Raw genomic sequence first — 22,938 nt, forward strand, 5'->3', positions numbered from 1 at the left:
GCTTCGCCTGGCTGAGTGGCTATATCGGTACTGCTATCCCGTTTACTATCCGCTCTACTCCGTGTGGAAGGCAATTTCGGAGCGGCGGGAGCGGAAGCTCATGCGCGGCATGATTTCTCCGGCAATGACCGTCGTGGATGTCGGTGCGAATATTGGAATATATACTCGCATGTTTTCCGCTCTGACGGGCGCGGCAGGCCATGTGCACGCCTTCGAGCCGGCTCCTGCGAACTTCGAGAAGCTTGAGGCGACGGTAAACGGCTTGCCGAATGTATCGCTGCAGCATGCTGCCGTAGGGGCCGGTAATGGTACGATTAAGCTTTATGTGTCGAACGAACTGAATGTCGACCATCGAACATTCGATAGCGGCGACGGGCGAGCGAGCATCGATGTCCCCTTGGTAAGGCTGGACGATTATTTTTCGCCGGGCCAGCGGGTCGATTTTATCAAGATCGATGTACAGGGTTATGAGCTCAGCGTTCTCCAGGGCGCAGAGCGGGTTCTACGCGAAAATCGCGATATTCGAATATTCATGGAATTCTGGCCTTACGGTTTGTTGAAGGCGTCCGTGGATCCGTCCGAACTGACTAGATTCCTTCAGAAGTTGAATTTCGAGTTCCATAACATAGCCGATCCACCAGGCACGGCTTTCAATCATGGGGGCCTCGATCCAAATAATGCGGGCCAATATTGCAACCTCATCGTTGCAAGAAAAGTGCCCGCCAACCGCGATATCAGCTAAAGGCGGCCTAAGGACGATGTTATCCACCAGCAACAAAATCCTGATCGCTCGCTATCTGTCCAGGGTAGTCTTGTTTGTCCGCGGTTGTCTTGGCTTGCCAGCAACGGTGCAGGTGAGGCGCCGCGGAATAAATTGGTCGCTGGATCTGAAGGACGGTGTCGATTTCGCGATCTACCTGCTGGGTGGATTCGAGGTTCGAACGCTCGATAGATACAAAGAGTTGGTGAGGGATGGAAACATAGTCCTCGATATCGGCGCCAATGTCGGTTCTCATACCTTGCCTTTGGCTGAACTGGTAGGGGGGACGGGCAAGGTGATCTCCTTTGAGCCTACGGCTCATGCGTTTGGGAAACAGAAGACGAATATCACGCTCAACCCGATTCTCGCCCAACGAATCGACGCTCACCAGATGATGCTTATGGCAAGCGCATCTGAAACAATGCCGGAAGCAGTCTATTCGAGTTGGCCGCTTGAAGTTGCGGAAGACCTGCATAGCGAGCATCATGGCCGTCTCATGTCGACACAAGGCGCGCGGCTCAATACGCTGGACGAAATCCTTCGAGAGCTCGGAGTCGATAAGGTCGATTTCGTAAAACTTGACGTTGACGGTAACGAGCTTGAGGTTTTGCTCGGGGCTAAGGCGACTCTTGAAGAATTCAAGCCGCGCATAATGCTTGAATTGGCTCCGTATGTTTATGCTGGGAACCCCGAAAACTTCGATCAGTTGTTGACGCTTCTCTGGGAAGGCGGCTACGAAATTGGAGACGTGGCATCCGGTAGAAAACTGCCGCAAGACGTTGGCGAAGTGCGCACGATGATAGCGGAAGGTGCTGGTATGAACGTAATGGCTGAAAGTAAGAGCCGTAAAGGATTCTAGATAATATGTTCCCAGAAATTATCGAACGAATAGGAGGGTATGGGCAAATTCATTTCTATAGACGGGAACCGTCTCAACGACTATTTGGCCGTGTTTCAGCGGCGTTAATTGTCGGCATCCATATCTACGGAATTATAGTGTTTGGTTCGACATTCTGGATCGACAGCAGCGTTTATGTCGCTCTCTCTGAAGCGTTGAAATCGCCGCAGGGCATGACTGAATTCTATCAGGAGGGCGGTCGCTGGATGTTTAGCCATCTCCAGCCCGGTGTGTCGCTATTATGGTTATGCTTGAGTATTTTTGACGAGACATGGCGCTGGCCTGTTTTGGCCATTTGTCAACACGCAATTGCGGCGCTGGCATTGTGGGTTACATTTTGCACAGTTAATCGTTACTGGCCGACATGGCTTCATTTGGCCCCTATAACTATATTGGTATTTCTCCCGACTTATCAGTCATTTCATAATGCTTTGCTTACGGAATCTCTAACATCTTCTCTTTTTTTATTGTCTTTCTCGGCCTGTTTACGTATCGCGTTCGAGTATAATGTTCGAAAGCTCGATATTTTTACTTCGTTATTGGCAATTTTTCTAATAACGCAGTTCCGAAGCTACTGGGGTGTCACGATTTCGTTAATGTTATTTTGTACCCTGCTGAGGCGAAAACTAATTTTATCCCTATGGACGCCACTGCTGCTTCTTGTTGCAGTGGGTGCGGCGACAGCTTTTCCTGTTTATCGCTTCATTCAAACTGGGCAGTTTTTTCTTCCGCAAGGCGGCATGAACTCTTTCATCACTGGATTGCAGGTCAATCCAAATCCTTCAAATGGAGTGCGTGAGGCATTTGACGGAATTGAGTTTCCCCCCGCGCTGCCTGCGTCGGCAATTTTGTCCAACGGACTCAATCTGCGGCTTGCGTTGGATATAGGCCTTTTTTGGCGCAATGCAGGGCTTAGTGACGAGGCGATTAATGAACGTGCGGAGAAATTAGGAAAAGCGCTTACAAATGATGGACCTGAAATTCAAATCAGGCGCGTGATCTATGGCATCACTTCCCTTGGCTCTACAATGGTTTATAGCCTTGGCGATTCTCGTCGCGAGATCTTTAGAGGAATGACCATGGCGGCGATGTTGGATCATCAGAATTATTATTATCGCTGGTTTGGATGGATATCCGGAGAGAATTATCACCGTTATCTCGATTCTTTCTTCGGGCCGACGTCTGACCTTCCACCTTTCCCTTTTGACAGTCTAGCGGCGGCGCAAATAAAGAGAGCTTGGCAACCGTATCTCTCCTCAATTCCGTCCTCCTATCTTCGCGATCCGGTCAGCCTCGGTTCCCTACCGCCGGATGTCTGGCTGGCTTCCGGTTTGGTCGCATTTTTAATTTTGATCGTACGGTTGCCATTTGTTGCTATGCTTTTTTTCCTTGCGGTGGCAGTTGCTTTTGGCGCGGCGTTTTCGTTTCCTGTCGGAGACACTCGGTATGCAAACGCCCTAATTCCTTTCTACTTGGTTGCATTCTCAATTGCAGTAGGTGTATTAATCCGACGCCAAGAGCCGAAAATGATAGATACAGTTGCCTGACGGCGGTATCGGCGAAGCATGTTCGCTGTACCGGTTTGGTCGTGCTAATCAGGCTCAGATATCGATTGTTGGGCTGGCGCTTGCAAATGCGTTCAACTCTTCAAGTTGTGAGAATTGGTCACTGAATGGATGCGCAGTTCAATGAATGCATGAAGCTAGCAAGGAAGCTTGTCGACCACAGCTTCCTTGAGTCATTGAAGCGGCCTCAATCGCGCGCGATTGTCGTGGCGACTGCGATGATTTGGCTTCAGATAATCATCTCTTGGACGATCGCGCTCCTCGGCCCTTGGTGGGTCCTATGGTTGCCATTCCTGATCAATTGCGCGGTGACGCAGGGCATGTTGCTTTGGGTTCATGAAGCATCGCATTTCCATCTTTACCCCGACCGCCGAAAGAACGATATCTGGTGCGATGTGTTCTTTGCGGCGCCTGTCGGAATGTCCGTCGCCGCATATCGACTGCGTCACATGAGCCACCATGCACATCTGGGCACGGAGCAGGATGCGGATGGTTATCCCTATCGCGAGCCGATCAAGGGGTTCCGGGCGCTCGCCTGGGTCATGATGAAGGCGTTGAGCGGGGGTATTGGAGTGTGGCTGGCGGCGGACAAATATGGTGGTTCCGCCCGAAAGGCGGCATCGGGAAGCTCCCTGTCGCCTTCCTGGTTTGCCCCGACGGCGACTATCATGTTCAATGGCTTGCTATTTGTGCTCTGCATTGTCACAGGTCGCTGGTATCTCTACATTCTCCTATGGGGCTACCCCATCGCAGCCGTAGCAATTGCGCTGAATATCGTGCGAACCATTGCGGAGCATCAGCCTGAGGACTACCCACTCTACAAGGACGCTCGGGAGCAAACCATGATACCGCTTGCCCGAACGACGGTGCCCAATTGGTTTGAGAAATGGCTGATGTACCAGGCAAATTTCAACTATCACATCGAACATCACCTTTTCCCTGCCATTCCACAGCACAATCTTGCAAAACTTCATAAACACCTCTTCGAGAGAGGGTTCTATGAGCATTTTCCCGGGTGCCTACAGCGTAGCGGTTTCGCGAAATTCATCCAGTTGTCGAGGAATCGCAGGAACGATGATTTCTCCGATTCGGTTCAAGATGCGTTGGCTCTCTGAGATGCCGCACGCGAAAAAAATGAGTTCTCGGGTGACAAGCCAGATAAGATCAACGTCAGCGACATGCTCCGGTTGTGGCGGTGAGAGTTTCTCCGTCGTGGCGACCGGACGGGACTACATATATCACGGCACTGAAGACACTTTCAGATATGTCCGATGCGGTTCCTGCGGCCATTTTTATCTCAATCCGAGGCCCGACATCAGTCAATTGTCTCTGATGTATCCGGCCAACTATGGTACCTTCTCCAACAGATTTCAGGGCCGGGCAAATATTCTCGGTCGAATCAAGACCATCGTCAATCGAAAGCGCCTGAAGGGCGTTGTCGCGCGTCTCCCTCTGCGGGGAAGGGTGCTCGATGTGGGATGTGGCAACGGCGAGCTTTTGATTGCTCTTCGTCAAGCGCGTCCCGATCTTGAACTCTTCGGTCTGGATTGGCATTTTCCGGCCGAAACGCGTAGTGCTCTGGAAACGCAGGGAATAACGATGATCGAAGCCCCGCTTGAAGCGGCGGAATTACCGGTACAGCCTTTTGACCTCATAATTATGCTCCAGCTTATAGAGCACCTTTGGGAGCCAGAAGAAAGCTTGCGACGCCTCGTCCGCGGCTTGGCGAAGGATGGTCGTATTTTAATCGAAACGCCCAATACAGACGGCTGGGATAGGCGGCTCTTTGCGGACGGCGCATGGGGCGGATATTATTTCCCGCGGCATTTGAACCTCTATAATTTCGAACGACTGGCCGAGCTCCTGCGCAGGGTAGGGTTAGCCGTCGAATCTCAACGCAATCTTCCCGCGCCTTTGATTTGGGTTTATTCCCTCCAAGGAGTTGTGCAGGCGAGTTTCGGCTGGAAGAGCTTCTTGACGACGCTTTTCGGCGTTAAAAACTTACCCTTGGTTGCGGCCTTCGCTTTGTTGGATAGCGCCGCTATCGCAATGGGGTTTATGACGTCAAACCAGCAAACAATATCGAAGAAGGCATAGCCGGTGAGATTGTATCACCACATGTGGATGCAAAACACAGGATCATCGCCAGCAGGTTCGGCCCGGCAAAACCGCGCGGCGTCACGTGGAAAGGTGCGGGCGGCTGACTGATCTTCTCGCATTCGCGGCAGGAGAACTTCTCCCGCACAGTCTGGATGACTTTCCACTGGCGCGGGGTCACCTCCAGCGTCTCGGTGATGTCCTCGCCGAGCTTCGACAGCCTGGCGGAACCGCAGCAGCGGCAATTCGTCGGGGCTGCGATGACGACGCGCTCGCGCGGCAGGTGTTCGGGAAACGGCTTACGTGATGGACGCTTTCGCTCGAACGCCCGGACTGTAGAGGCATTGGCAGCAATCTCCGCCGCCAGTTCGTCTTCACCAGCGTCGGCTTCGAGTTCCTCGAGTTGCAGCTCCATCTGCTCGAGAAGTCGCGCCGTGCGCTCGGACCGGCTGCCATAAAGTTCACGGCGAACCTTCTCGGTCTCCAGCTTCAACCGCGCGATCAGCGCTTCTGAATGTGACACGAGCGCCTTGGCACTGGCGGCTTCCGCCTCGGCTTTCATACGCCGGGCACGCTCTTGCGCCAGCAGTGCAAGCGCACTGGCAAGATCGTCAGGAAGCTGTTCGGCCGCATCGTTCATGGTAGGATGGAATCATATTCGACCCCGCCATTCCAGTGCTTTTGCTCATCCTGCCGACGTCGGTCGCCAGGTTTTTTGCGGCATCCGCCAGTCTATACCTTCCAGCAGATAACCGAGCTGCGCCGGTGTGATCACCACCGATCCATCTGTCGCCGACGGCCAGACGAAGCGTCCGCGTTCAAGCTTCTTCGTAAACAGGCAGGCTCCCTGGCCGTCATGCCAGATGACCTTGATCAGGCCACCACCGCGACCGCGGAATACGAACAGGTGTCCGCACATCGGATCGCGCTTCAGCGTCTCCTGCACCATCAGCGATAGACCGGGGAAGCCTTTGCGCATGTCCGTATGGCCTGTCGCCAGCCAGACCTTCACACCACTTGCAACCGGGATCATCTCCGTTCCAGCACGACATCAAGAATGCGGCCCAGCGCCTCGACATCGATGTCGCTGTCCACGCGGATACGACGTAAGCGACAAGCAGACCCCATCTGGCGAAGCAGCTTAGCGGTCGGCTATCGGTAGCGGACACGATGAACTGCTGTGAGCTTCTATGTCTGCGCCTAGCTCTGGAACTAGAACTTTTCATATGATCGAGGCTGTTGCGGACCGATTTGAGGGCGCGCCTCGGCAGCTTCGGCGGCGCTGGTCGGACGATTTTAAAGCGCGTGCAGTTGCAGAGGCACTCGAGCCTGGCTCGAGCGTGTCAGCGATCGCACGTCGGCTTGATATCCATCCGTCACAACTGTTTGGCTGGCGTCGCGCCGCCCTGGGCTCTCACAAGGAGAACATAGCGCCGATCGGTCATAAGGCAGTCACGCCATCTGCCGACGGCGCGATAATCGAAGTTCTGATTGGCGATGTCGTCGTGCGCGCTCCCGCCGATGTGGACGAAGCTCATCTGCAGCGTGTCATCCGGGCAGTTCGCTCAGCATGATCCCCGCAGGTGTAAAGGTCTTCCTCGCCAGTCACCCCATCGACTTTCGTAAAGGGCCGGACAGTTTGCTGTCGCTGGTGCGCGACGCCGGCAGTGATCCGTTCAATGGCTCGCTTTATGTCTTCCGGGCGAAGCGGGCGGACCGGGTCAAGATCGTCTGGTGGGATGGATCAGGGGTCTGCCTCTATTCCAAGCGGTTGGAGAAGGCGCAGTTCTGCTGGCCGCGGATCGGCCACAACCGGGTGCAGCTCAATCACGCTCAGCTCATGGCGCTCGTTGACGGCATGGACTGGAAACGGGTGCGCTCAGTGGCGGTGAAGCCGCCGGAGATTGTTGGGTAAAGGGCTGCGGCGAAGTGAATCAACCGCCTGAAAAGGCAGGAAAACCGGAGCAAATTGTGCTCTGGTAGGCCTCATGACGCCGCCCGATCTACAGCTCCCGGATGATGTAGAGACCCTGAAAGCCATGGTCCTTGCCATGGCCGAGAAGGCAGCGCGCACCGATGCTCTCGAGAGCGAGGTCGCAGACCTGAAAGCCAGAAACGCCGATGCCGACGAACGCATCGAGCGACTGACCCAGATCCTGAAAGCCTTCGATCGCGCCCGCTTCGGCCGGCAATCGGAAAAGCTCGGCTCTCCGGGCATCGATGATGAGCAGCAGGCTTTTGTCTTCGAGGAAATCGAGACCGGTATCTCGGCAATCCGAGCCAAGGTAAACAAGGGTGCCGCTGATCCCGATGCGAAACGTGCACCCCGGCCGCGCAAGGGCTTTGCACCTCATCTGGAACGAGTCGAAGTGGTGATCGAGCCGGATGAACTGCACGAACACATCGGCAAACAGAAGGTGCTGATCGGAGAAGACGTCTCGGAGCGACTGGACGTCGTGCCGGCGAAGTTCCGCGTCATCGTCACCCGGCGGCCGAAGTATGCCTTCAAGAACGAAGACGGCGTCATCCAGGCAGCCGCGCCCGCGCACATCATCGAGGGTGGCATTCCAACGGAAGCGCTTCTCGCCCAGATCGCTGTCTCGAAGTATGCAGATGGCCTTCCGCTCTATCGACAGGAGGCAATCTATGCACGCGACAAGGTTGAGCTTGACCGGAAGCTGATGGCCCAATGGATGGGCAAGCTCGGCTACGAGCTCGATATCCTGGCCGACTACATCCTCGCCGAGATCAAGAAGGCTGAGCGCATCTTTGCGGACGAGACGACATTGCCAACGCTCGCGCCCGGATCCGGATCGGCAAAGACAGCCTGGCTATGGGCTTATGCGAGGGATGATAGACCCTTTGGCGGTAGTGGCCCGCCGATGGTCGCCTATCGCTTCGAAGATAGCCGCGCTGGCGATCGCGTCGCCCGGCATCTGAATGGCTATCGCGGTATCCTTCAGGTGGACGGGCATGGTGCCTACAACAAGCTTGCCCGATCTGACGGCGGCAATGACGGCGTGATGCTGGCCGGCTGCTGGTCCCATAGCAGGCGCAAGTTCTACGAACTCCACGCCTCGGACAGCTCCAAGATAGCCAGCGAGACGGTGGAATTGATGGCAAAGCTCTGGGAGGTGGAAGCGGCGGCCCGGGGGCAGAGCCCTGACGCGCGTGTCGCGGCACGTCAGGCGACATCTGCTGCAGTTGTCACTGAGCTCTTCGCCCTGTGGCAAAAGACCCTGCCGCGGATCTCCGGCAAGTCGAAGCTCGCAGAAGCGATCCGCTATGCCACCTCGCGTCGCTCCATCTTCGAACGCTTCCTTACCGACGGCCGCATCGAGCTCGACAGCAACATCGTTGAGCGTGCCATCAGGCCCCAGACGATCACGAGAAAGAACAGTCTCTTCGCCGGCAGCGATGGCGGTGGAAGGACCTGGGCGACTATCGCCACGCTCCTTCAGACGGCGAAGATGAACAACGTGGACCCGCAGGCTTGGCTCACCCAAACACTTGAGCGGATCGCCAACGGCTGGCCGAGCAGCGATCTCGATGCACTCATGCCGTGGAATTACGCGCGCTGAACGGTCTCAGCTTGCCGTTTACGCTCATGATGCAGAACACGGCGACGAGGTTTGCCAGTCGATCGGCCGTTCGTAGTCTTGCTTCTTCAGCCCGGCAACCGGACTTGAGGATCTTATGAAAGACCTCAATCTTCCAATGCATTGCATACCATCTGATTTTTTCGACTGCCTCTTCGCAGCTATTCACCTCAAGGTCGGTCAGCAACTTCCACTCGATGCGCTAGCGGCCGGCCGGAGGGTTGGGCTCCACCGCATGAATGACGGTAAGATCCAATGCAGGGTATCGCTTCTGCTTGCCGATGGGCGGGAGCACCGTAAGCGCCCGGTGAGGGCCGTCTTGCAAGGTTGAGACGAACATCGGAAGTCCTAGTGCAAACACTAGGAGTAGTCCTATGACGAAGCATCCGATTGAAGTGATGTGACGATTGAGTTGGGTCGGCCGTCGTATCGTAAACGGCAAGCTGAGACCGTTCAGCGCGCGTAATTCCACGGCATGAGTGCATCGAGATCGCTGCTCGGCCAGCCGTTGGCGATCCGCTCAAGTGTTTGGGTGAGCCAAGCCTGCGGGTCCACGTTGTTCATCTTCGCCGTCTGAAGGAGCGTGGCGATAGTCGCCCAGGTCCTTCCACCGCCATCGCTGCCGGCGAAGAGACTGTTCTTTCTCGTGATCGTCTGGGGCCTGATGGCACGCTCAACGATGTTGCTGTCGAGCTCGATGCGGCCGTCGGTAAGGAAGCGTTCGAAGATGGAGCGACGCGAGGTGGCATAGCGGATCGCTTCTGCGAGCTTCGACTTGCCGGAGATCCGCGGCAGGGTCTTTTGCCACAGGGCGAAGAGCTCAGTGACAACTGCAGCAGATGTCGCCTGACGTGCCGCGACACGCGCGTCAGGGCTCTGCCCCCGGGCCGCCGCTTCCACCTCCCAGAGCTTTGCCATCAATTCCACCGTCTCGCTGGCTATCTTGGAGCTGTCCGAGGCGTGGAGTTCGTAGAACTTGCGCCTGCTATGGGACCAGCAGCCGGCCAGCATCACGCCGTCATTGCCGCCGTCAGATCGGGCAAGCTTGTTGTAGGCACCATGCCCGTCCACCTGAAGGATACCGCGATAGCCATTCAGATGCCGGGCGACGCGATCGCCAGCGCGGCTATCTTCGAAGCGATAGGCGACCATCGGCGGGCCACTACCGCCAAAGGGTCTATCATCCCTCGCATAAGCCCATAGCCAGGCTGTCTTTGCCGATCCGGATCCGGGCGCGAGCGTTGGCAATGTCGTCTCGTCCGCAAAGATGCGCTCAGCCTTCTTGATCTCGGCGAGGATGTAGTCGGCCAGGATATCGAGCTCGTAGCCGAGCTTGCCCATCCATTGGGCCATCAGCTTCCGGTCAAGCTCAACCTTGTCGCGTGCATAGATTGCCTCCTGTCGATAGAGCGGAAGGCCATCTGCATACTTCGAGACAGCGATCTGGGCGAGAAGCGCTTCCGTTGGAATGCCACCCTCGATGATGTGCGCGGGCGCGGCTGCCTGGATGACGCCGTCTTCGTTCTTGAAGGCATACTTCGGCCGCCGGGTGACGATGACGCGGAACTTCGCCGGCACGACGTCCAGTCGCTCCGAGACGTCTTCTCCGATCAGCACCTTCTGTTTGCCGATGTGTTCGTGCAGTTCATCCGGCTCGATCACCACTTCGACTCGTTCCAGATGAGGTGCAAAGCCCTTGCGCGGCCGGGGTGCACGTTTCGCATCGGGATCAGCGGCACCCTTGTTTACCTTGGCTCGGATTGCCGAGATACCGGTCTCGATTTCCTCGAAGACAAAAGCCTGCTGCTCATCATCGATGCCCGGAGAGCCGAGCTTTTCCGATTGCCGGCCGAAGCGGGCGCGATCGAAGGCTTTCAGGATCTGGGTCAGTCGCTCGATGCGTTCGTCGGCATCGGCGTTTCTGGCTTTCAGGTCTGCGACCTCGCTCTCGAGAGCATCGGTGCGCGCTGCCTTCTCGGCCATGGCGAGGACCATGGCTTTCAGGGTCTCTACATCATCCGGGAGCTGTAGATCGGGCGGCGTCATGAGGCCTACCAGAGCACAATTTGCTCCGGTTTTCCTGCCTTTTCAGGCGGTTGATTCACTTCGCCGCAGCCCTTTACCCAACAATCTCCGGCGGCTTCACCGCCACTGAGCGCACCCGTTTCCAGTCCATGCCGTCAACGAGCGCCATGAGCTGAGCGTGATTGAGCTGCACCCGGTTGTGGCCGATCCGCGGCCAGCAGAACTGCGCCTTCTCCAACCGCTTGGAATAGAGGCAGACCCCTGATCCATCCCACCAGACGATCTTGACCCGGTCCGCCCGCTTCGCCCGGAAGACATAAAGCGAGCCATTGAACGGATCACTGCCGGCGTCGCGCACCAGCGACAGCAAACTGTCCGGCCCTTTACGAAAGTCGATGGGGTGACTGGCGAGGAAGACCTTTACACCTGCGGGGATCATGCTGAGCGAACTGCCCGGATGACACGCTGCAGATGAGCTTCGTCCACATCGGCGGGAGCGCGCACGACGACATCGCCAATCAGAACTTCGATTATCGCGCCGTCGGCAGATGGCGTGACTGCCTTATGACCGATCGGCGCTATGTTCTCCTTGTGAGAGCCCAGGGCGGCGCGACGCCAGCCAAACAGTTGTGACGGATGGATATCAAGCCGACGTGCGATCGCTGACACGCTCGAGCCAGGCTCGAGTGCCTCTGCAACTGCACGCGCTTTAAAATCGTCCGACCAGCGCCGCCGAAGCTGCCGAGGCGCGCCCTCAAATCGGTCCGCAACAGCCTCGATCATATGAAAAGTTCTAGTTCCAGAGCTAGGCGCAGACATAGAAGCTCACAGCAGTTCATCGTGTCCGCTACCGATAGCCGACCGCTAAGCTGCTTCGCCAGATGGGGTCTGCTTGTCGCTTACTCATGAGCTGGAGAGTGCTCTGGTTGACAATGCTCGCGCGCACCGCACCCGAAACACCGCCAACTGCGGCTCTCACCGAACAGGAAATTGAAATCCTCGATCAAATGGTCAGCAATGTAGGCAACCGGCAGACGACGCCGGGATCGCTAGTCTTCTATCTCACCAAACTCGCTCGTTTAGGCGGTTACCTTGCAAGAACATCAGATCCACCACCGGGAAATACGGTCGTCTGGCGCGGCCTCAGCCGGTTGACAGATATTCGCCTCGGAACCGAAATAGCAGCGACGCCCAGATGTGGGTAATCGCAAGCCGGTGAAGGCCGTGTCAATTACTGGGGCAGGTCAGGTCTATAAATGGGCGGGCGATGTCTTTATCCAATATTGATTGGGGCCAAGAGAAAATGTTCCTTCCGAAAAGGTCCCTGTTGCTTCAATTCCAAGTTTTGTACGGATTTTCTCAAGATCCAATCCGAGTTGTGGAGAAAAATCTGACAAATTTTGTAATCCAGTTGGGGTCTGTGGGGCAAAGAAACTGGCAGTCTCAGTCAATGTGCGCGGAACCAGCCCAGTACCGCGCCATGATCCGACCAGCTGTGCGAATTGATCGGTGAATGTAGACCGCCATGCATTTTTTCTGGACGCAGGAATCACCTCGTTCAGATAATCTGCTGTGATGGGATTGGGTGAAAACGCCACATCAGAAGGCGGGGCGTAAAAGCGAAAATAGATCGGCAGATCGACGTCTTCTCCCACCTCAAATAAGCGCTTGCGATCATCCGGAGAAGCGCTGGATAGTATCGTCAGAATGTCTGAATCCACGTCGCGCCAGTGGCGAAATACGTTTGTGTTCGCGTCCAGGAGGTAGGCCGTTTGCCCAGTTTCATCATAAGCACTGACGATGACATGACCAGGCAATGCGTTAGTAAAGATCGTGATGATCGCGCTTCGGATGCCTACCGCTTCAAGCAGGATAGATAGCCGGATCGAAACGTCGTAACAATTTCCGTCAATAGCCGTAAGCATGTCTGGAAACGTGAGCAATGGAAGAGCGCGGGTCTTATAGACAGGCATGCTGCCGTTCGCGCGAAGCACGAGGAAGAGGATGAACTTTTCGCTATCGGTCAGATGCGGGAATCGCTGGTCGATTGATGAACGCTCTCCTTGAAAATCTTTGGTCATTTGATCGCGTAGGAGCGATCGCAATTCGGGGATAGTAACATCCGAATCAATTATCGGACGACGGAAAGATTGAAGGAAATTGAGATCCTCTTTCGATATCCCAGCTTCTAGCTTCACCTCGCGAGGGCCGTTGGGGCTTTCGACGAACGCAATTGTCTTCTCGCGGGGAAATGCAATCGCTACGCCGGCAATTGCAATCATTGCCGCAGCTGCTCCGCTTAACCAATAATTTCCGATCTGCTTGAAAATCATGCTTTAGACCTTTGACTAGCCGAACTCACGAGTAATTGCCCGAAGAGCGAAGTGTCAAGCGCTGCTGAGGCGGTAGGGCTTCATCGATGTCAGTCCGCGACGGTGGAGTACACGATGCACGAGCGCTGGCGGGGGCACGGTGACCTGATGTGGTGGACGGCCTCCGCACCCGGCATCGCAATGTGCCAAAGTGTGGCTGTCGAAAGTCACATAAGGGAGAGCCGTCCATGGAGAAGATTACCACAATTGGTCTGGATATCGCCAAGCATGTATTTCAGGTTCACGGGATCAATGGTGCCGGCGCGACGGTGAACCGCCGCAAGCTGCGCCGCGACGATGTCGTTGGATTCTTCAAGGCATTGCCGCCATGCCTGATCGGAATCGAGGCATGCGCGACTGGACACCACTGGGCTCGGGTTCTTATGGCGCTGGGTCACGAGGTTCGGCTGATGCCGGCGTCTTACGTCAAGCCATATGTGAAGCGGCAGAAGAATGACGCGACGGATGCCGAGGCGATTTGCGAGGCGGTGACGCGGCCGACGATGCGCTTCGTTCCAGTGAAAAGCGAGGAGCAACAGGGTGTGCTGATGCGGCATCGGGTCCGCGAGCTTTTGATCCGGCAGCGGACAATGCTGGTGAACGCCTTGCGCGGCCACTTGGCGGAGTTCGGCATCGTAACGCGACAGGGCATTGCCGGCGTCGGAATGCTGATCGCGTTGGTCGACGACGATGATCACGATCTAATCCCGCCGCTTGCGCGGTCCGCGCTTCTTCCCCTAATCGGGCAGTTGCGGGAGGTGCACGAGAAGGTCAGAGAGCTGGATCGCCAAATTCATGCTTGGCATCGCTCGAACGAACTGAGCCGCCGCCTTGAGACGATCCCTGGAATTGGCCCGATCACTGCCAGCGCAATTGCCGCGACGGTGACCGACGCGTCGTTCTTCAAATCCGGCCGACAATTGGCGGCATGGATAGGCCTGGTGCCGCGGCAGAACTCATCGGGTGGCAAGGACCGCCTCGGAAGGATCAGCAAACAAGGCGATCCCTATCTCCGCCGGCTTCTTGTTGTGGGCGCGCATGCGGTGCTTCGTTTCAGCGGCAAGGCTAAAGTTGCACCGACGCGTTGGGCCGCCGAACTTCTGCCGCACAACTTCGTCGCTGTTGCTTTGGCCAACAAGATGGTGCGGATCGTCTGGGCGTTGATGACGACGGGCAGGCGCTTTGAGGCGACCGCTGCCCTTTGAATGCTCACAGAGGATGCAGAAATTGGTGAGGTGCTGATGGCGTGATGGCGAACGGTCGAGCCGGGATCGGACAAACCCGATCAGTGGGTGCCGCTTGAAAGCATTGACCTGTCTGGGATCCGATCAGCGGACTACATCAGGGCCAGCGGCATGAACGCGCCGCAATCAAAGGCCGTATACATGCCTGCACCCGACCAATCTGCCAGAAACACTAACTGCCCCTTGCCACGGAGGCCGTCCATACATGCCACTGAACTTTCATCCAGCGGCGACTAGAGCCTCGGCGGTTTTTGAACCGCTCCCAAACGTTGGACCACCGGATGCTAGAGTTTTCCGGCTTTATTCAGGGAGGCGGGCTGGTTGCGCACCCTGAATTCACCAACGAGATCGGCACCTTGTTGCCGATCGCACCATGAGGTCTTTCCTCATTGTACAACACGACGACAGAACACCCACGGGACCGAGGTTCGCGAGCTTTTGTATCCGTGGCATCCCTGGTCCGGACGGCTCGTTCACGTGCATGAGTCTGTGTCCAAAGGGACGCATATTTTCCGCTGCAGCCTTTCTGGTTCTTCTTCTGGTCGACTTCTTGAGGTCCCGTCGTGGATGTTCGACCGATCAGTGAGTGGTTGTTGGCGCAGCCTGCCGATTCCGCACGTCGATCTCGCAAGCCTGCATATTTTGGCAAGATTGCTGAAGGACGCTGATGCCTCATCGCAATCTTCGGTAATGGGCGCAGCATTGGTCTCTCACGAAACGAGTCGGAGAGATGTTCATGCCTCGCCAGCCCATGACATGCCAGTTCGATCTGTTCTCGGCCCCGCAGCGGGGGAAGACGGCAGGGACGCCGCAATGGCCGGAGTTGCCGGAGGAGACCCGCCACGCGTTGACGGTGCTCATCGTGCGGCTGTTCGTCGATCACGCAAAGTGCGGACATGCCTCCCAACAGAAGGAGGCCGGTCATGATGCATGAGAAGATCGGGCCGCATCATCTGGAGCGGAAGGCCATCCTCTATGTTCGGCAGTCCTCGGCTCACCAGGTTCTGCACAATCGAGAGAGCAGCGCCCTCCAATACGCCATGCGCGACCGTCTGGCAGCGCTTGGATGGTCACATATAGAAACGGTGGACGACGACCTTGGTCGTTCGGCCGCCGGCGGCGTGACCCGCGCTGGACTTGATCGGATGGTGGCGGAAGTCTGCCTTGGCAAGGTCGGCGCCGTGGCCGCGCGTGAGGTATCGCGCTTCGCCCGGAACAGCCGCGATTGGCAGCAACTCATCGAGATGTGCCGCGTTGTCGATACCGTCCTGGTCGATCAGGAAGCAGTTTATGCGCCCCGCCAGGGCAACGACCGCCTGCTCTTGGGTTTGAAGGGCAGCCTCAACGAATATGAACTCGATCTCTTGCGTCAGCGTTCCCTTTCCGCCCGCTATGAGAAGGCTCGCCGCGGTGAGCTCGTCGTCACTGTTCCGGCCGGCTTCGTAAAGGCCGGTGATAGGATCGAGAAGGATCCCGACCGACGCATCCAGGAAGCCATCGCACTCGTCTTCAACAAGGTCACCGAACTCGGGAGTGCCCGGCAGGCCTTGCTATGGTTCCTTGAGCAGGGATTGGACCTGCCCGTCAGGTGCGCCAACGGTGACGTCATCTGGCGCAGGCCAAATTATGCCACCATCCACCGGATGATTGCGAACCCGATCTACGGCGGCGCTTACGCGTATGGTAAGAGTCGCTCCGTGCCCCGATACGATGACCGGTCTGGAATTCGCCGCAAGGCGCGTGATGAATGGCTGGCGCTGATCCCGGATGCGCACGAAGGTTACATCAGTTGGGACGGGCGGAGGAGATCCGCAAGATGGTCAGCGACAATGTACCGGCCAGTCGCCATCATGGAGCGCCGAAGCATGGCGACGCTCTGCTTGCCGGCCTTTTCCGCTGCAAAAGGTGCGGCCGGAAGCTGACGGTTCGTTACACAGGCGCCAACCATAACATCCCACGCTATTCCTGTTGGCGCGGTCTACTCGATAATGGCGAACCACGTTGCATCGCCTTCGGCGGTCTGCGGGTCGATGATGCGATCGAGGAGGCGCTGCTCGGCGTGGTCGAACCAGGAGCCATTGCCGCCGCCATCGAGGCGGAACGCAATATGGCCAGCCAACGCGATCAGGTTCAGGATGTCCTGCTTCGCGACCTCGAGGCAGCACGCTATGGAGCCGACCGGGCATTCCGGCAATATGACGCGGCCGATCCGGAGAACAGACTTGTAACGTCTGAGCTCGAAGCGCGCTGGAATAAGACACTCGCACGCGTCGGCGAGATCGAGGCCAGGATTGCCAAACATCGGACAGTTACGCCGCAGCCGTTCCCCATGTCCGCATCACAGGTAACCGCACTTGCGGGAAACCTTCGCACCGTCTGGACGGCGCCGACAACCGATGCAAGGCTGAAGAAGCGCATCGTGCGCACGCTCATCAATGAAGTGGTCGCCGATCTCGATGATGGAACCTCTGAGATCGTCCTCGTCATTCATTGGGTTGGAGGCGTCCACACCGAGCTGCGCCTGCCGAAGCGACGCCGTGGCCAAAGAAACGCGACCCCTGACGACATTGTCGACGCTGTCAGACAGGTCGTCTTGATCGCCAATGATGATGTGATTGCCGGTGTCCTCAATCGCAACGGACTGACGACCGGCAATGGCAATCGCTGGACACGGGAGCGGGTCACCGCGCTGAGGTCATATCGCAAGATTCCGGTCTTCCGTCCCCAGATCGACGGGGTCGAGCCGTGGCTTAATCTGGGCGGTGCGGCGAAGTTGCTCGGGATAACGCCAAAGACGCTGCGTCTGGCGGCCGAGGCGGGCGATATTGAGGGGGTTCATCCGCTACCCGATGGCCCATGGATCTTCAGCCGTTCCAAACTCGCGACCCCACAAGCACGTCAGATCCTCAATCATGCCCGGAAGAACCCTCGCCACCCCGCGGGATCGCCTCCAGATCAGGAAAACCTATTCCCTTCAATGACATAGAAAGATGGGTGTTATGAAACAGGATTGTAGTCTCTGCGCCAATCCTCCATCTTTTCGCGGTGCTCTAACGCGGTTATAATCTTCGCGCGACATGGCGGAGATGGGGGCATGCGTCCGCGTTATCGCAATCAGCAGAAGAAATCGGTGCTGCTCAGGGCGCCGGGTTGAGTCATCGGCGCGGTCGCGTTTGGTGCGGCCGGCGGCTGGACTGCTAGCGAGATGCTGGCCTCATGGAGCGCTTCAGGCGCCGCCGGGCAATCGTGCACGGTCAAGGGCAATATCAGCATGAATACCGGCGAGCGCATCTTCCACGTGCCGGGGCAGCGATAGTATGCACAGACGAAGATCAGCCCCCAGTATGGAGAACGTTGGCCGGGATCGAAAAGAAGCTCGCCAAAGAGGGCGGCCCTACGCCGCCATTTCCTTCCGCCGCTACTATGCCCGCGAGCCGCGCTGTCGGGCTCCGCGGGCGCAAACGGGGGCTAGGTAGCGGGTTGGTTTAGGTGCGAATATGTAACTTGCATGTCGCACGGAACTGCCCGGGAGCGTATGACAATCGTTGGAAATAAAGGAAGTCTTGCACCATATGCAACATCAAATCACGTGGGTGATGACGCGCGCCCACCAGGAAGGGATTGTTTTTTATTGAGGAAATGTTTGGCTGGGGAACCTGGATTCGAACCAAGATCGACGGAGTCAGAGTCCGCTGTTCTACCATTGAACTATTCCCCAGCAGGCAAACCGGCGGGCGGTTCGGCTGGTGTGCGGCGCTTATAAACAAAAGCCCGAAGATTGCAAATACCTGTTTTGAAAAAAATCCGGTGCTGTGTGGCCCCCGGTCAACTATCCGCAAATCCCTTGTCCAAAAAAGAATTTGGCGATTTCGGCGGGCGCTGATATCTTTGCGGCAACGCAAAAATCGAATGAGCGCCTGCTGCATACCTTTGGGACTTGCGCGGCGCGATGGAAAACGAACGTGGAAGACCCCGAAGGCGGCGCCAAGCCGCAATTTGACGGGGCGTCGGCGGCAGGGCGCAGGGACGGCAAGAAGTCCAGGCGCCGCAAGGGCAAGCGTGGCGGGCAATCCCGCAGCGCGGCTCATCCCGCTTCGCATGAGCTTTCCGGCAATGCCGGACAGTCTGCGCGCCCGATAGAGGATGCAGCCGGGAGTCCGGCCCGCAAGCGAAAGCGCCGCCGTCGTGGCGGTCAAGGTGCTGCGCAGGACGGTTCACTTCACCCCCATGCCATGGAACAGGCGGCAGCGGCCGGTCACTCCGGCCGGGCCGATGGCGATTCGGCGCCGAGCCGGCGCAACCGCCGCAAGCATCGCGGCAAGCGCGGCCTGCAGGGCCGGCCGCTGGCGCCGGCAAAGCCTTCGCTGCAGCGTGAAAGCCAGGTGGAGCAGACGACGCGCAGTGTCGAGCCGCGCGAAACGCCGAATGGCGCGGGCGCGATCCGCAGGGGCCGTCCGGACGGTGATGCTCGTCCCGGTCGCGACGGCGATCGCCAGGCCGGCGAGCACGCGTGGCCGGAAGAGCTCTACGCCGCGCTCGATCTTGGCACGAACAATTGCCGTCTCCTCATCGCTCAGCCGACCCGCCCGGGGCAGTTCCGCGTCGTCGACGCTTTCTCGCGTATCGTCCGTCTCGGTGAAGGCCTTGCGGCGAGCGGCCGCCTGTCGGACGACGCGATGGACCGGGCGATCGAAGCCTTGAGGATCTGCGCCTCCAAGCTGAGGAACCGGGAAATCCGGCGCATGCGGCTGATCGCGACCGAAGCCTGCCGTCAGGCGATCAATGGCGAGGAATTTCTCCGCCGGGTCGTCGCCGAAACCGGTCTTGCGCTCGAAATCATCGATCGCGAAACGGAAGCGCGGCTTGCCGTCTCCGGCTGCTCGTCGCTCGTCGGACGGGAGACACGCTCCGTCGTGCTGTTCGATATCGGCGGCGGTTCGTCGGAAATCGCCGTCATCCGCATCGGCGACAATCGCTTCAGCCGGCTGGCCAATCACATCACCCACTGGACTTCGCTGCCAGTCGGCGTCGTGACGCTGTCGGAGCGCCACGGCGGACGCGACGTGACGCCGGAGCTCTTCGAAGGCATGGTGCGCGAGGTCGAAGGCATGCTCGGGCGTTTCGATTGCCCGGAGATCGAGATCGCCCAGACCGGCGACTTCCACCTGATCGGCACGTCGGGCACGGTGACGACGCTTGCGGGCGTCCATCTCGACCTGCCGCGTTACGACCGGCGCAAGGTCGACGGCATCTGGCTGTCCGATGGCGAGGTCTCAGCCATGCAGGCAAAACTGCTCTCCTGGGATTTCGAAAGCCGCGCCGCCAATCCCTGCATCGGGCCCGATCGCGCCGACCTCGTGCTTGCCGGCTGCGCCATCCTCGAGGCGATCCGCCGTCGCTGGCCGAGCCCGCGCATGCGCGTTGCCGATCGCGGCTTGAGGGAAGGCCTGCTGACCGACATGATGGCCGATGACGGTGTGTGGCGCCGCAATCGCAATCGCCGCGGCCAGCGGGCTAGATAGGGGAAGGCATGACCAAGGCACCGATCGCGGGAAACCGCACCGGCCGCAAGCTCGGCCAGCGCGTCAAGAACAAGAAGATGAAGGCGTCCTCTCGCCAGTGGCTGCAGCGCCACATCAACGATCCCTATGTGCAGCGCGCCCAGCTTGAAGGCTATCGCGCCCGTGCCGCCTTCAAGCTGCTGGAGATCGACGAGAAATACCATATCCTGCGCGGCGCCAAGCGCATCATCGATCTAGGGGCTGCTCCCGGCAGCTGGTCGCAGATCGCCGCCAAAGTCACCGGCTCGACGGATGAGGATATCCGGGTGGCCGCGATCGACTTCCTCGAAATGGCCCAGTTGCCGGGTGTGTGGATCCTGCAGCTCGATTTCCTTGATCCGAGTGCACCGGGAAAGCTGATGGAGGCCGTCGGCGGCACGCCCGATCTCGTCATCTCGGACATGGCGGCACCCACCACCGGCCACCACCGCACCGACCATCTGCGCACCATGCACCTCTGCGAGGTGGCGGCCCATTTCGCCATCGAAGTGCTGGGGGAAGGCGGGCATTTCCTGACCAAGACTTTCCAGGGCGGCACCGAGCGCGATCTGCTCGCCATGCTGAAGCAGAATTTCCGCCAGGTCGTCCATGTCAAGCCGAACTCATCGCGGGCCGAATCGGTCGAGATGTTCCTGCTGGCTAAGGGGTTCAAGGGGCGCAAAGCTGAGGGCGACGCTGAAGAAGCTTGATCTCGGGCCGTTCCTTACGGACTATTTTAGGCAGAGCCATAGTCTGATAGGACATCGGCCTGCCTACCCAGGGTATTGCTTTATAGGCTGACATAGGTTCCAAGGAGCAACTGCTGAAGAACAATTCGGCTGCGGAGCCTATCGCTCGATCCTTGGCTCAAGCCCGCACCCTAGGCGTGTTTTTCTGCCCATTGGGCCCATCGTTGCATCGCTTCGCCGATCATTATTGAACAGAACTGTATCGATTAGGAAAGCTCGTTGCCGGAATGCCACTTCGAATAAAGCCATACATTTCCGCCGACTTGACAGCCGTGATCACGACCCTTAGCTAGGCAGCATCGACACGGTCAGGGGCCGGCAAATTTGAATTATTTAACACAACTCAAGATAGCGATTCTGGATTCTGGGACCGGAGCGGGAGGTGCGCGTGACCGAAATAACCGAATTGCGGTCTTTGCCTTTGCAATCCTTCCGGGTCTTTCCCCAAATTTTAACTCCTTCATCCTCTACGTGTCGGTGGTCTGGGCCGCCTACTGTCTGGTCACGGGCCGCTTTCCTCTGAACCTGTGGAAGTCGGACCGAGCAGTTGCCATTTGCATGACGATCTACCCGCTGGTGATGATCGCCAGCATCTTCATCAATCCGCCTTACTCCGAAGTGGGAGATTGGATATTCCGGCTCCTGCCCTTCTTTTCGATCTGGCTGATATTGCCACGAATGCGCCAATCTCCCGATGGCCGCCTTGTGCCGCTGTTTATCCTCGGTGCCGGGATCGGCATGATCGTTACCTTTCTCATGAGCCTGCTGCAGATCATCTTTCTGATGGAGAGAGCAGAGGCTGGGACGTCGAATGCTGCACTACTCGGAATCATAGGCCTGCTTTTCGGGGGCGTTGCGCTTCTCAACGTTCAATCTCCCAAAAGCGTGGAGCAAAGAATTGCGATCTTGGGATATGCCGCCGGCCTCGGCTGCGTGCTGCTTTCCGGAACGCGTTCGGCCTGGCTGGCCATTCCCGTCCATCTCGTCATTCTTCTCTGGTATTTCCGCAAACACAGCTTCCATCTCAGTTTGCGCAGTCTCGCCATTACCGGCTCTTTGCTGTTCGCCGGACTTATCGCGCTGGGCAGCGGCCAAATCATCCATCGCATCCACGCGCTGCAGGAAAATATGGCATCGCTTGAACGCAGTCAGGACGAGATTACCTCACTCAGCGCACGCGTCGCCTTATACAAAGGCGCGCTGGCAGCCATCAGCAAGGATCCATTGACCGGTTATGGCCCGCAGAACAGGATGCCCTCGGTCTTGGCGGAGCTACCCGAAAACATCAGGCCACAACTGCCCTATTCGCATGTCCATAACGGCTTTCTGACGGCGGGGATCGACGCCGGCGTTGTCGGCATCGCAGCGCTTTCGCTGCTGCTCCTGACGCCCTTGATAGCCGCGTGGAAAAAGGAACCCGGCCCCGGCAAGGACCTGTCCATGGCGATCGCTCTCCTACTCGTCAGCAGCTACGTCATTACCGGCAGCTTCGGCATCATGTTCAACCAAAAGGCATTGGATCCTATCTTCGCCTATATGGTCGCCCTTATTTGTGCGGACCGAGGTAGCACACGATTTGCGCCCGTCGTTCATAGCTGACCACCGGCGCGTAACCGCCCGTTGAAGCGCATCAAAAGAAGCAAGGCGGAAGGTCAAGCAGAGGAAGCTTGATCTTGGGCCGTTCCCGGCCGATGATGACGGTCCCATGCTTCTTTACGTCACGCTCGGAACCAACGACCTTGATCGCGCAGGGCATTTTTACGATGCCGTTCTGCCCGTGCTCGGCTATCGCCGCCAGCATTATTCGCAGGAGGAGATCGGTTATTCGGCCGGGGGCGATACGCGCTGCCGTTTCTGGGTGGTGACGCCGTTCAATCGCCGCCGGGCGACTGCGGGCAATGGCGCCATGGTCGCGTTCTCAGCCGATACGCGGGCGGCCGTCGATGCCTTCCATGCGGCGGCAATCGCGGCAGGTGCCGCCGATGAAGGCGGGCCGGGTCTGCGCTCCTACCATGCCCATTTTTATGCCGCCTATGTCCGCGATCTCGACGGCAACAAGCTCTCCGCCGTCTGCGAGAGCCCCGAATAG

At 57.8% G+C, this 22,938-nt stretch carries 22 protein-coding genes, 1 tRNA gene and 2 pseudogenes; 18 read left to right on the forward strand and 7 right to left on the reverse strand.

From position 1 onward, the window contains the following. The first annotated feature begins 100 nt into the window (after positions 1–100). The 5 genes from RHE_RS03885 to RHE_RS03905 all read left to right on the forward strand — a co-directional run bounded on the left by RHE_RS03885 (position 101) and on the right by RHE_RS03905 (position 5,320). On the forward strand, positions 101–742 hold the full coding sequence (locus RHE_RS03885; protein WP_244425757.1) for an FkbM family methyltransferase: 642 nt from the start codon (positions 101–103) through the stop codon (positions 740–742). Between the two features lie 16 nt (positions 743–758). Next, entirely contained in the window at positions 759–1,619 is an 861-nt protein-coding gene (locus RHE_RS03890; protein WP_011424128.1) for an FkbM family methyltransferase, read from the forward strand. Positions 1,620–1,624: 5 nt separating this feature from the next. Further along, positions 1,625–3,205, forward strand: coding sequence for a hypothetical protein (locus RHE_RS33390; RefSeq protein ID WP_011424129.1), 1,581 nt, complete (start codon positions 1,625–1,627; stop codon positions 3,203–3,205). Positions 3,206–3,330: 125 nt separating this feature from the next. Beyond that, positions 3,331–4,338 (forward strand): fatty acid desaturase family protein, encoded by a 1,008-nt coding sequence (locus RHE_RS03900; RefSeq protein ID WP_042117951.1) that lies wholly within the window; start codon positions 3,331–3,333, stop codon positions 4,336–4,338. Between the two features lie 97 nt (positions 4,339–4,435). Further along, a complete protein-coding gene (locus tag RHE_RS03905) occupies positions 4,436–5,320 on the forward strand; it encodes a class I SAM-dependent methyltransferase (protein WP_244425758.1) in 885 nt (294 codons plus the stop codon). Between the two features lie 37 nt (positions 5,321–5,357). Here the strand turns inward: RHE_RS03905 and RHE_RS03910 are convergent. Continuing rightward, positions 5,358–5,960 (reverse strand): annotated as a pseudogene (locus RHE_RS03910) (IS66 family transposase); the annotation flags it as partial. Positions 5,961–6,005: 45 nt separating this feature from the next. Then, positions 6,006–6,353 (reverse strand): IS66 family insertion sequence element accessory protein TnpB, encoded by a 348-nt coding sequence (gene tnpB, locus RHE_RS03915; protein WP_011424133.1) that lies wholly within the window; start codon positions 6,351–6,353, stop codon positions 6,006–6,008. 193 nt (positions 6,354–6,546) lie between these two features. Here tnpB (RHE_RS03915) and RHE_RS31395 point away from each other — a divergent pair, with 193 nt between their 5' ends. From RHE_RS31395 to RHE_RS03925, 3 genes are all read left to right on the forward strand, one after another. Next, positions 6,547–6,894 (forward strand): transposase, encoded by a 348-nt coding sequence (locus RHE_RS31395; protein WP_092755364.1) that lies wholly within the window; start codon positions 6,547–6,549, stop codon positions 6,892–6,894. Then, positions 6,891–7,235, forward strand: coding sequence for an IS66 family insertion sequence element accessory protein TnpB (gene tnpB / locus RHE_RS03920; protein WP_011053349.1), 345 nt, complete (start codon positions 6,891–6,893; stop codon positions 7,233–7,235). The genes RHE_RS31395 and tnpB (RHE_RS03920) overlap by 4 nt, the downstream gene beginning before the upstream one ends. Positions 7,236–7,308: 73 nt before the next feature. After that, entirely contained in the window at positions 7,309–8,901 is a 1,593-nt protein-coding gene (locus RHE_RS03925) for an IS66-like element ISRel15 family transposase (RefSeq protein WP_011053350.1), read from the forward strand. A gap of 471 nt (positions 8,902–9,372) precedes the next feature. Here RHE_RS03925 and RHE_RS03935 read toward each other — a convergent pair whose 3' ends face one another. The 3 genes from RHE_RS03935 to RHE_RS31405 form a co-directional block, all read right to left on the reverse strand. Further along, on the reverse strand, positions 9,373–10,965 hold the full coding sequence (locus tag RHE_RS03935) for an IS66-like element ISRel15 family transposase (protein WP_011053350.1): 1,593 nt from the start codon (positions 10,963–10,965) through the stop codon (positions 9,373–9,375). 73 nt (positions 10,966–11,038) lie between these two features. Beyond that, the gene (gene tnpB, locus RHE_RS03940; protein WP_011053349.1) at positions 11,039–11,383 is read right to left on the reverse strand and encodes an IS66 family insertion sequence element accessory protein TnpB; all 345 of its coding nucleotides are present in this window, start codon (positions 11,381–11,383) and stop codon (positions 11,039–11,041) included. After that, positions 11,380–11,727 (reverse strand): transposase, encoded by a 348-nt coding sequence (locus RHE_RS31405; protein WP_092755364.1) that lies wholly within the window; start codon positions 11,725–11,727, stop codon positions 11,380–11,382. Before RHE_RS31405 ends, tnpB (RHE_RS03940) begins: the two co-directional genes overlap by 4 nt. Positions 11,728–11,870: 143 nt before the next feature. Between RHE_RS31405 and RHE_RS31410 the strand changes: the two genes are divergently transcribed. Continuing rightward, positions 11,871–12,149: a hypothetical protein gene (locus tag RHE_RS31410; protein WP_187331715.1), complete on the forward strand. Its 279-nt coding sequence runs from the start codon at positions 11,871–11,873 to the stop codon at positions 12,147–12,149. A gap of 45 nt (positions 12,150–12,194) precedes the next feature. Here the strand turns inward: RHE_RS31410 and RHE_RS03945 are convergent, their stop codons facing one another. Then, a complete protein-coding gene (locus tag RHE_RS03945; RefSeq protein WP_244425759.1) occupies positions 12,195–13,277 on the reverse strand; it encodes a hypothetical protein in 1,083 nt (360 codons plus the stop codon). A 227-nt stretch (positions 13,278–13,504) separates the two neighbouring features. Here RHE_RS03945 and RHE_RS03950 point away from each other — a divergent pair, with 227 nt between their 5' ends. The 5 genes and pseudogenes from RHE_RS03950 to RHE_RS34185 form a co-directional block, all read left to right on the forward strand. Beyond that, positions 13,505–14,521 carry an IS110-like element ISRel7 family transposase gene (locus tag RHE_RS03950; RefSeq protein ID WP_011424135.1) on the forward strand — a complete coding sequence of 339 codons (1,017 nt, stop codon included), beginning with the start codon at positions 13,505–13,507 and terminating at the stop codon, positions 14,519–14,521. A gap of 775 nt (positions 14,522–15,296) precedes the next feature. Further along, positions 15,297–15,494: a hypothetical protein gene (locus RHE_RS34050; RefSeq protein ID WP_042119170.1), complete on the forward strand. Its 198-nt coding sequence runs from the start codon at positions 15,297–15,299 to the stop codon at positions 15,492–15,494. Beyond that, positions 15,484–16,482, forward strand: a complete 999-nt coding sequence (locus RHE_RS34175) for a recombinase family protein (RefSeq protein WP_244425760.1) — start codon at positions 15,484–15,486, stop codon at positions 16,480–16,482. Before RHE_RS34050 ends, RHE_RS34175 begins: the two co-directional genes overlap by 11 nt. Continuing rightward, positions 16,377–17,546, forward strand: a complete 1,170-nt coding sequence (locus tag RHE_RS34180; protein WP_011424137.1) for a zinc ribbon domain-containing protein — start codon at positions 16,377–16,379, stop codon at positions 17,544–17,546. Before RHE_RS34175 ends, RHE_RS34180 begins: the two co-directional genes overlap by 106 nt. A gap of 171 nt (positions 17,547–17,717) precedes the next feature. Further along, positions 17,718–17,873: pseudogene (locus tag RHE_RS34185) on the forward strand (succinoglycan biosynthesis protein exoi); the annotation flags it as partial. A 331-nt stretch (positions 17,874–18,204) separates the two neighbouring features. Here RHE_RS34185 and RHE_RS03965 read toward each other — a convergent pair. Beyond that, positions 18,205–18,278: transfer RNA gene (locus tag RHE_RS03965), tRNA-Gln, on the reverse strand. Between the two features lie 244 nt (positions 18,279–18,522). Between RHE_RS03965 and RHE_RS03970 the strand changes: the two genes are divergently transcribed. The 4 genes from RHE_RS03970 (at position 18,523) to RHE_RS03985 (ending at position 22,938) form a co-directional block, all read left to right on the forward strand. Then, complete coding sequence (locus RHE_RS03970) at positions 18,523–20,082, forward strand: Ppx/GppA phosphatase family protein (protein WP_042119172.1); 1,560 nt, start codon at positions 18,523–18,525, stop codon at positions 20,080–20,082. 8 nt (positions 20,083–20,090) lie between these two features. Next, positions 20,091–20,810: an RlmE family RNA methyltransferase gene (locus RHE_RS03975; protein WP_011424139.1), complete on the forward strand. Its 720-nt coding sequence runs from the start codon at positions 20,091–20,093 to the stop codon at positions 20,808–20,810. A gap of 363 nt (positions 20,811–21,173) precedes the next feature. After that, on the forward strand, positions 21,174–22,448 hold the full coding sequence (locus tag RHE_RS03980; RefSeq protein WP_042117959.1) for an O-antigen ligase family protein: 1,275 nt from the start codon (positions 21,174–21,176) through the stop codon (positions 22,446–22,448). Between the two features lie 106 nt (positions 22,449–22,554). Continuing rightward, on the forward strand, positions 22,555–22,938 hold the full coding sequence (locus RHE_RS03985; RefSeq protein WP_011424141.1) for a VOC family protein: 384 nt from the start codon (positions 22,555–22,557) through the stop codon (positions 22,936–22,938).

Origin of the sequence: Rhizobium etli CFN 42, assembly GCF_000092045.1 — a bacterium.
Lineage (GTDB): Bacteria > Pseudomonadota > Alphaproteobacteria > Rhizobiales > Rhizobiaceae > Rhizobium > Rhizobium etli.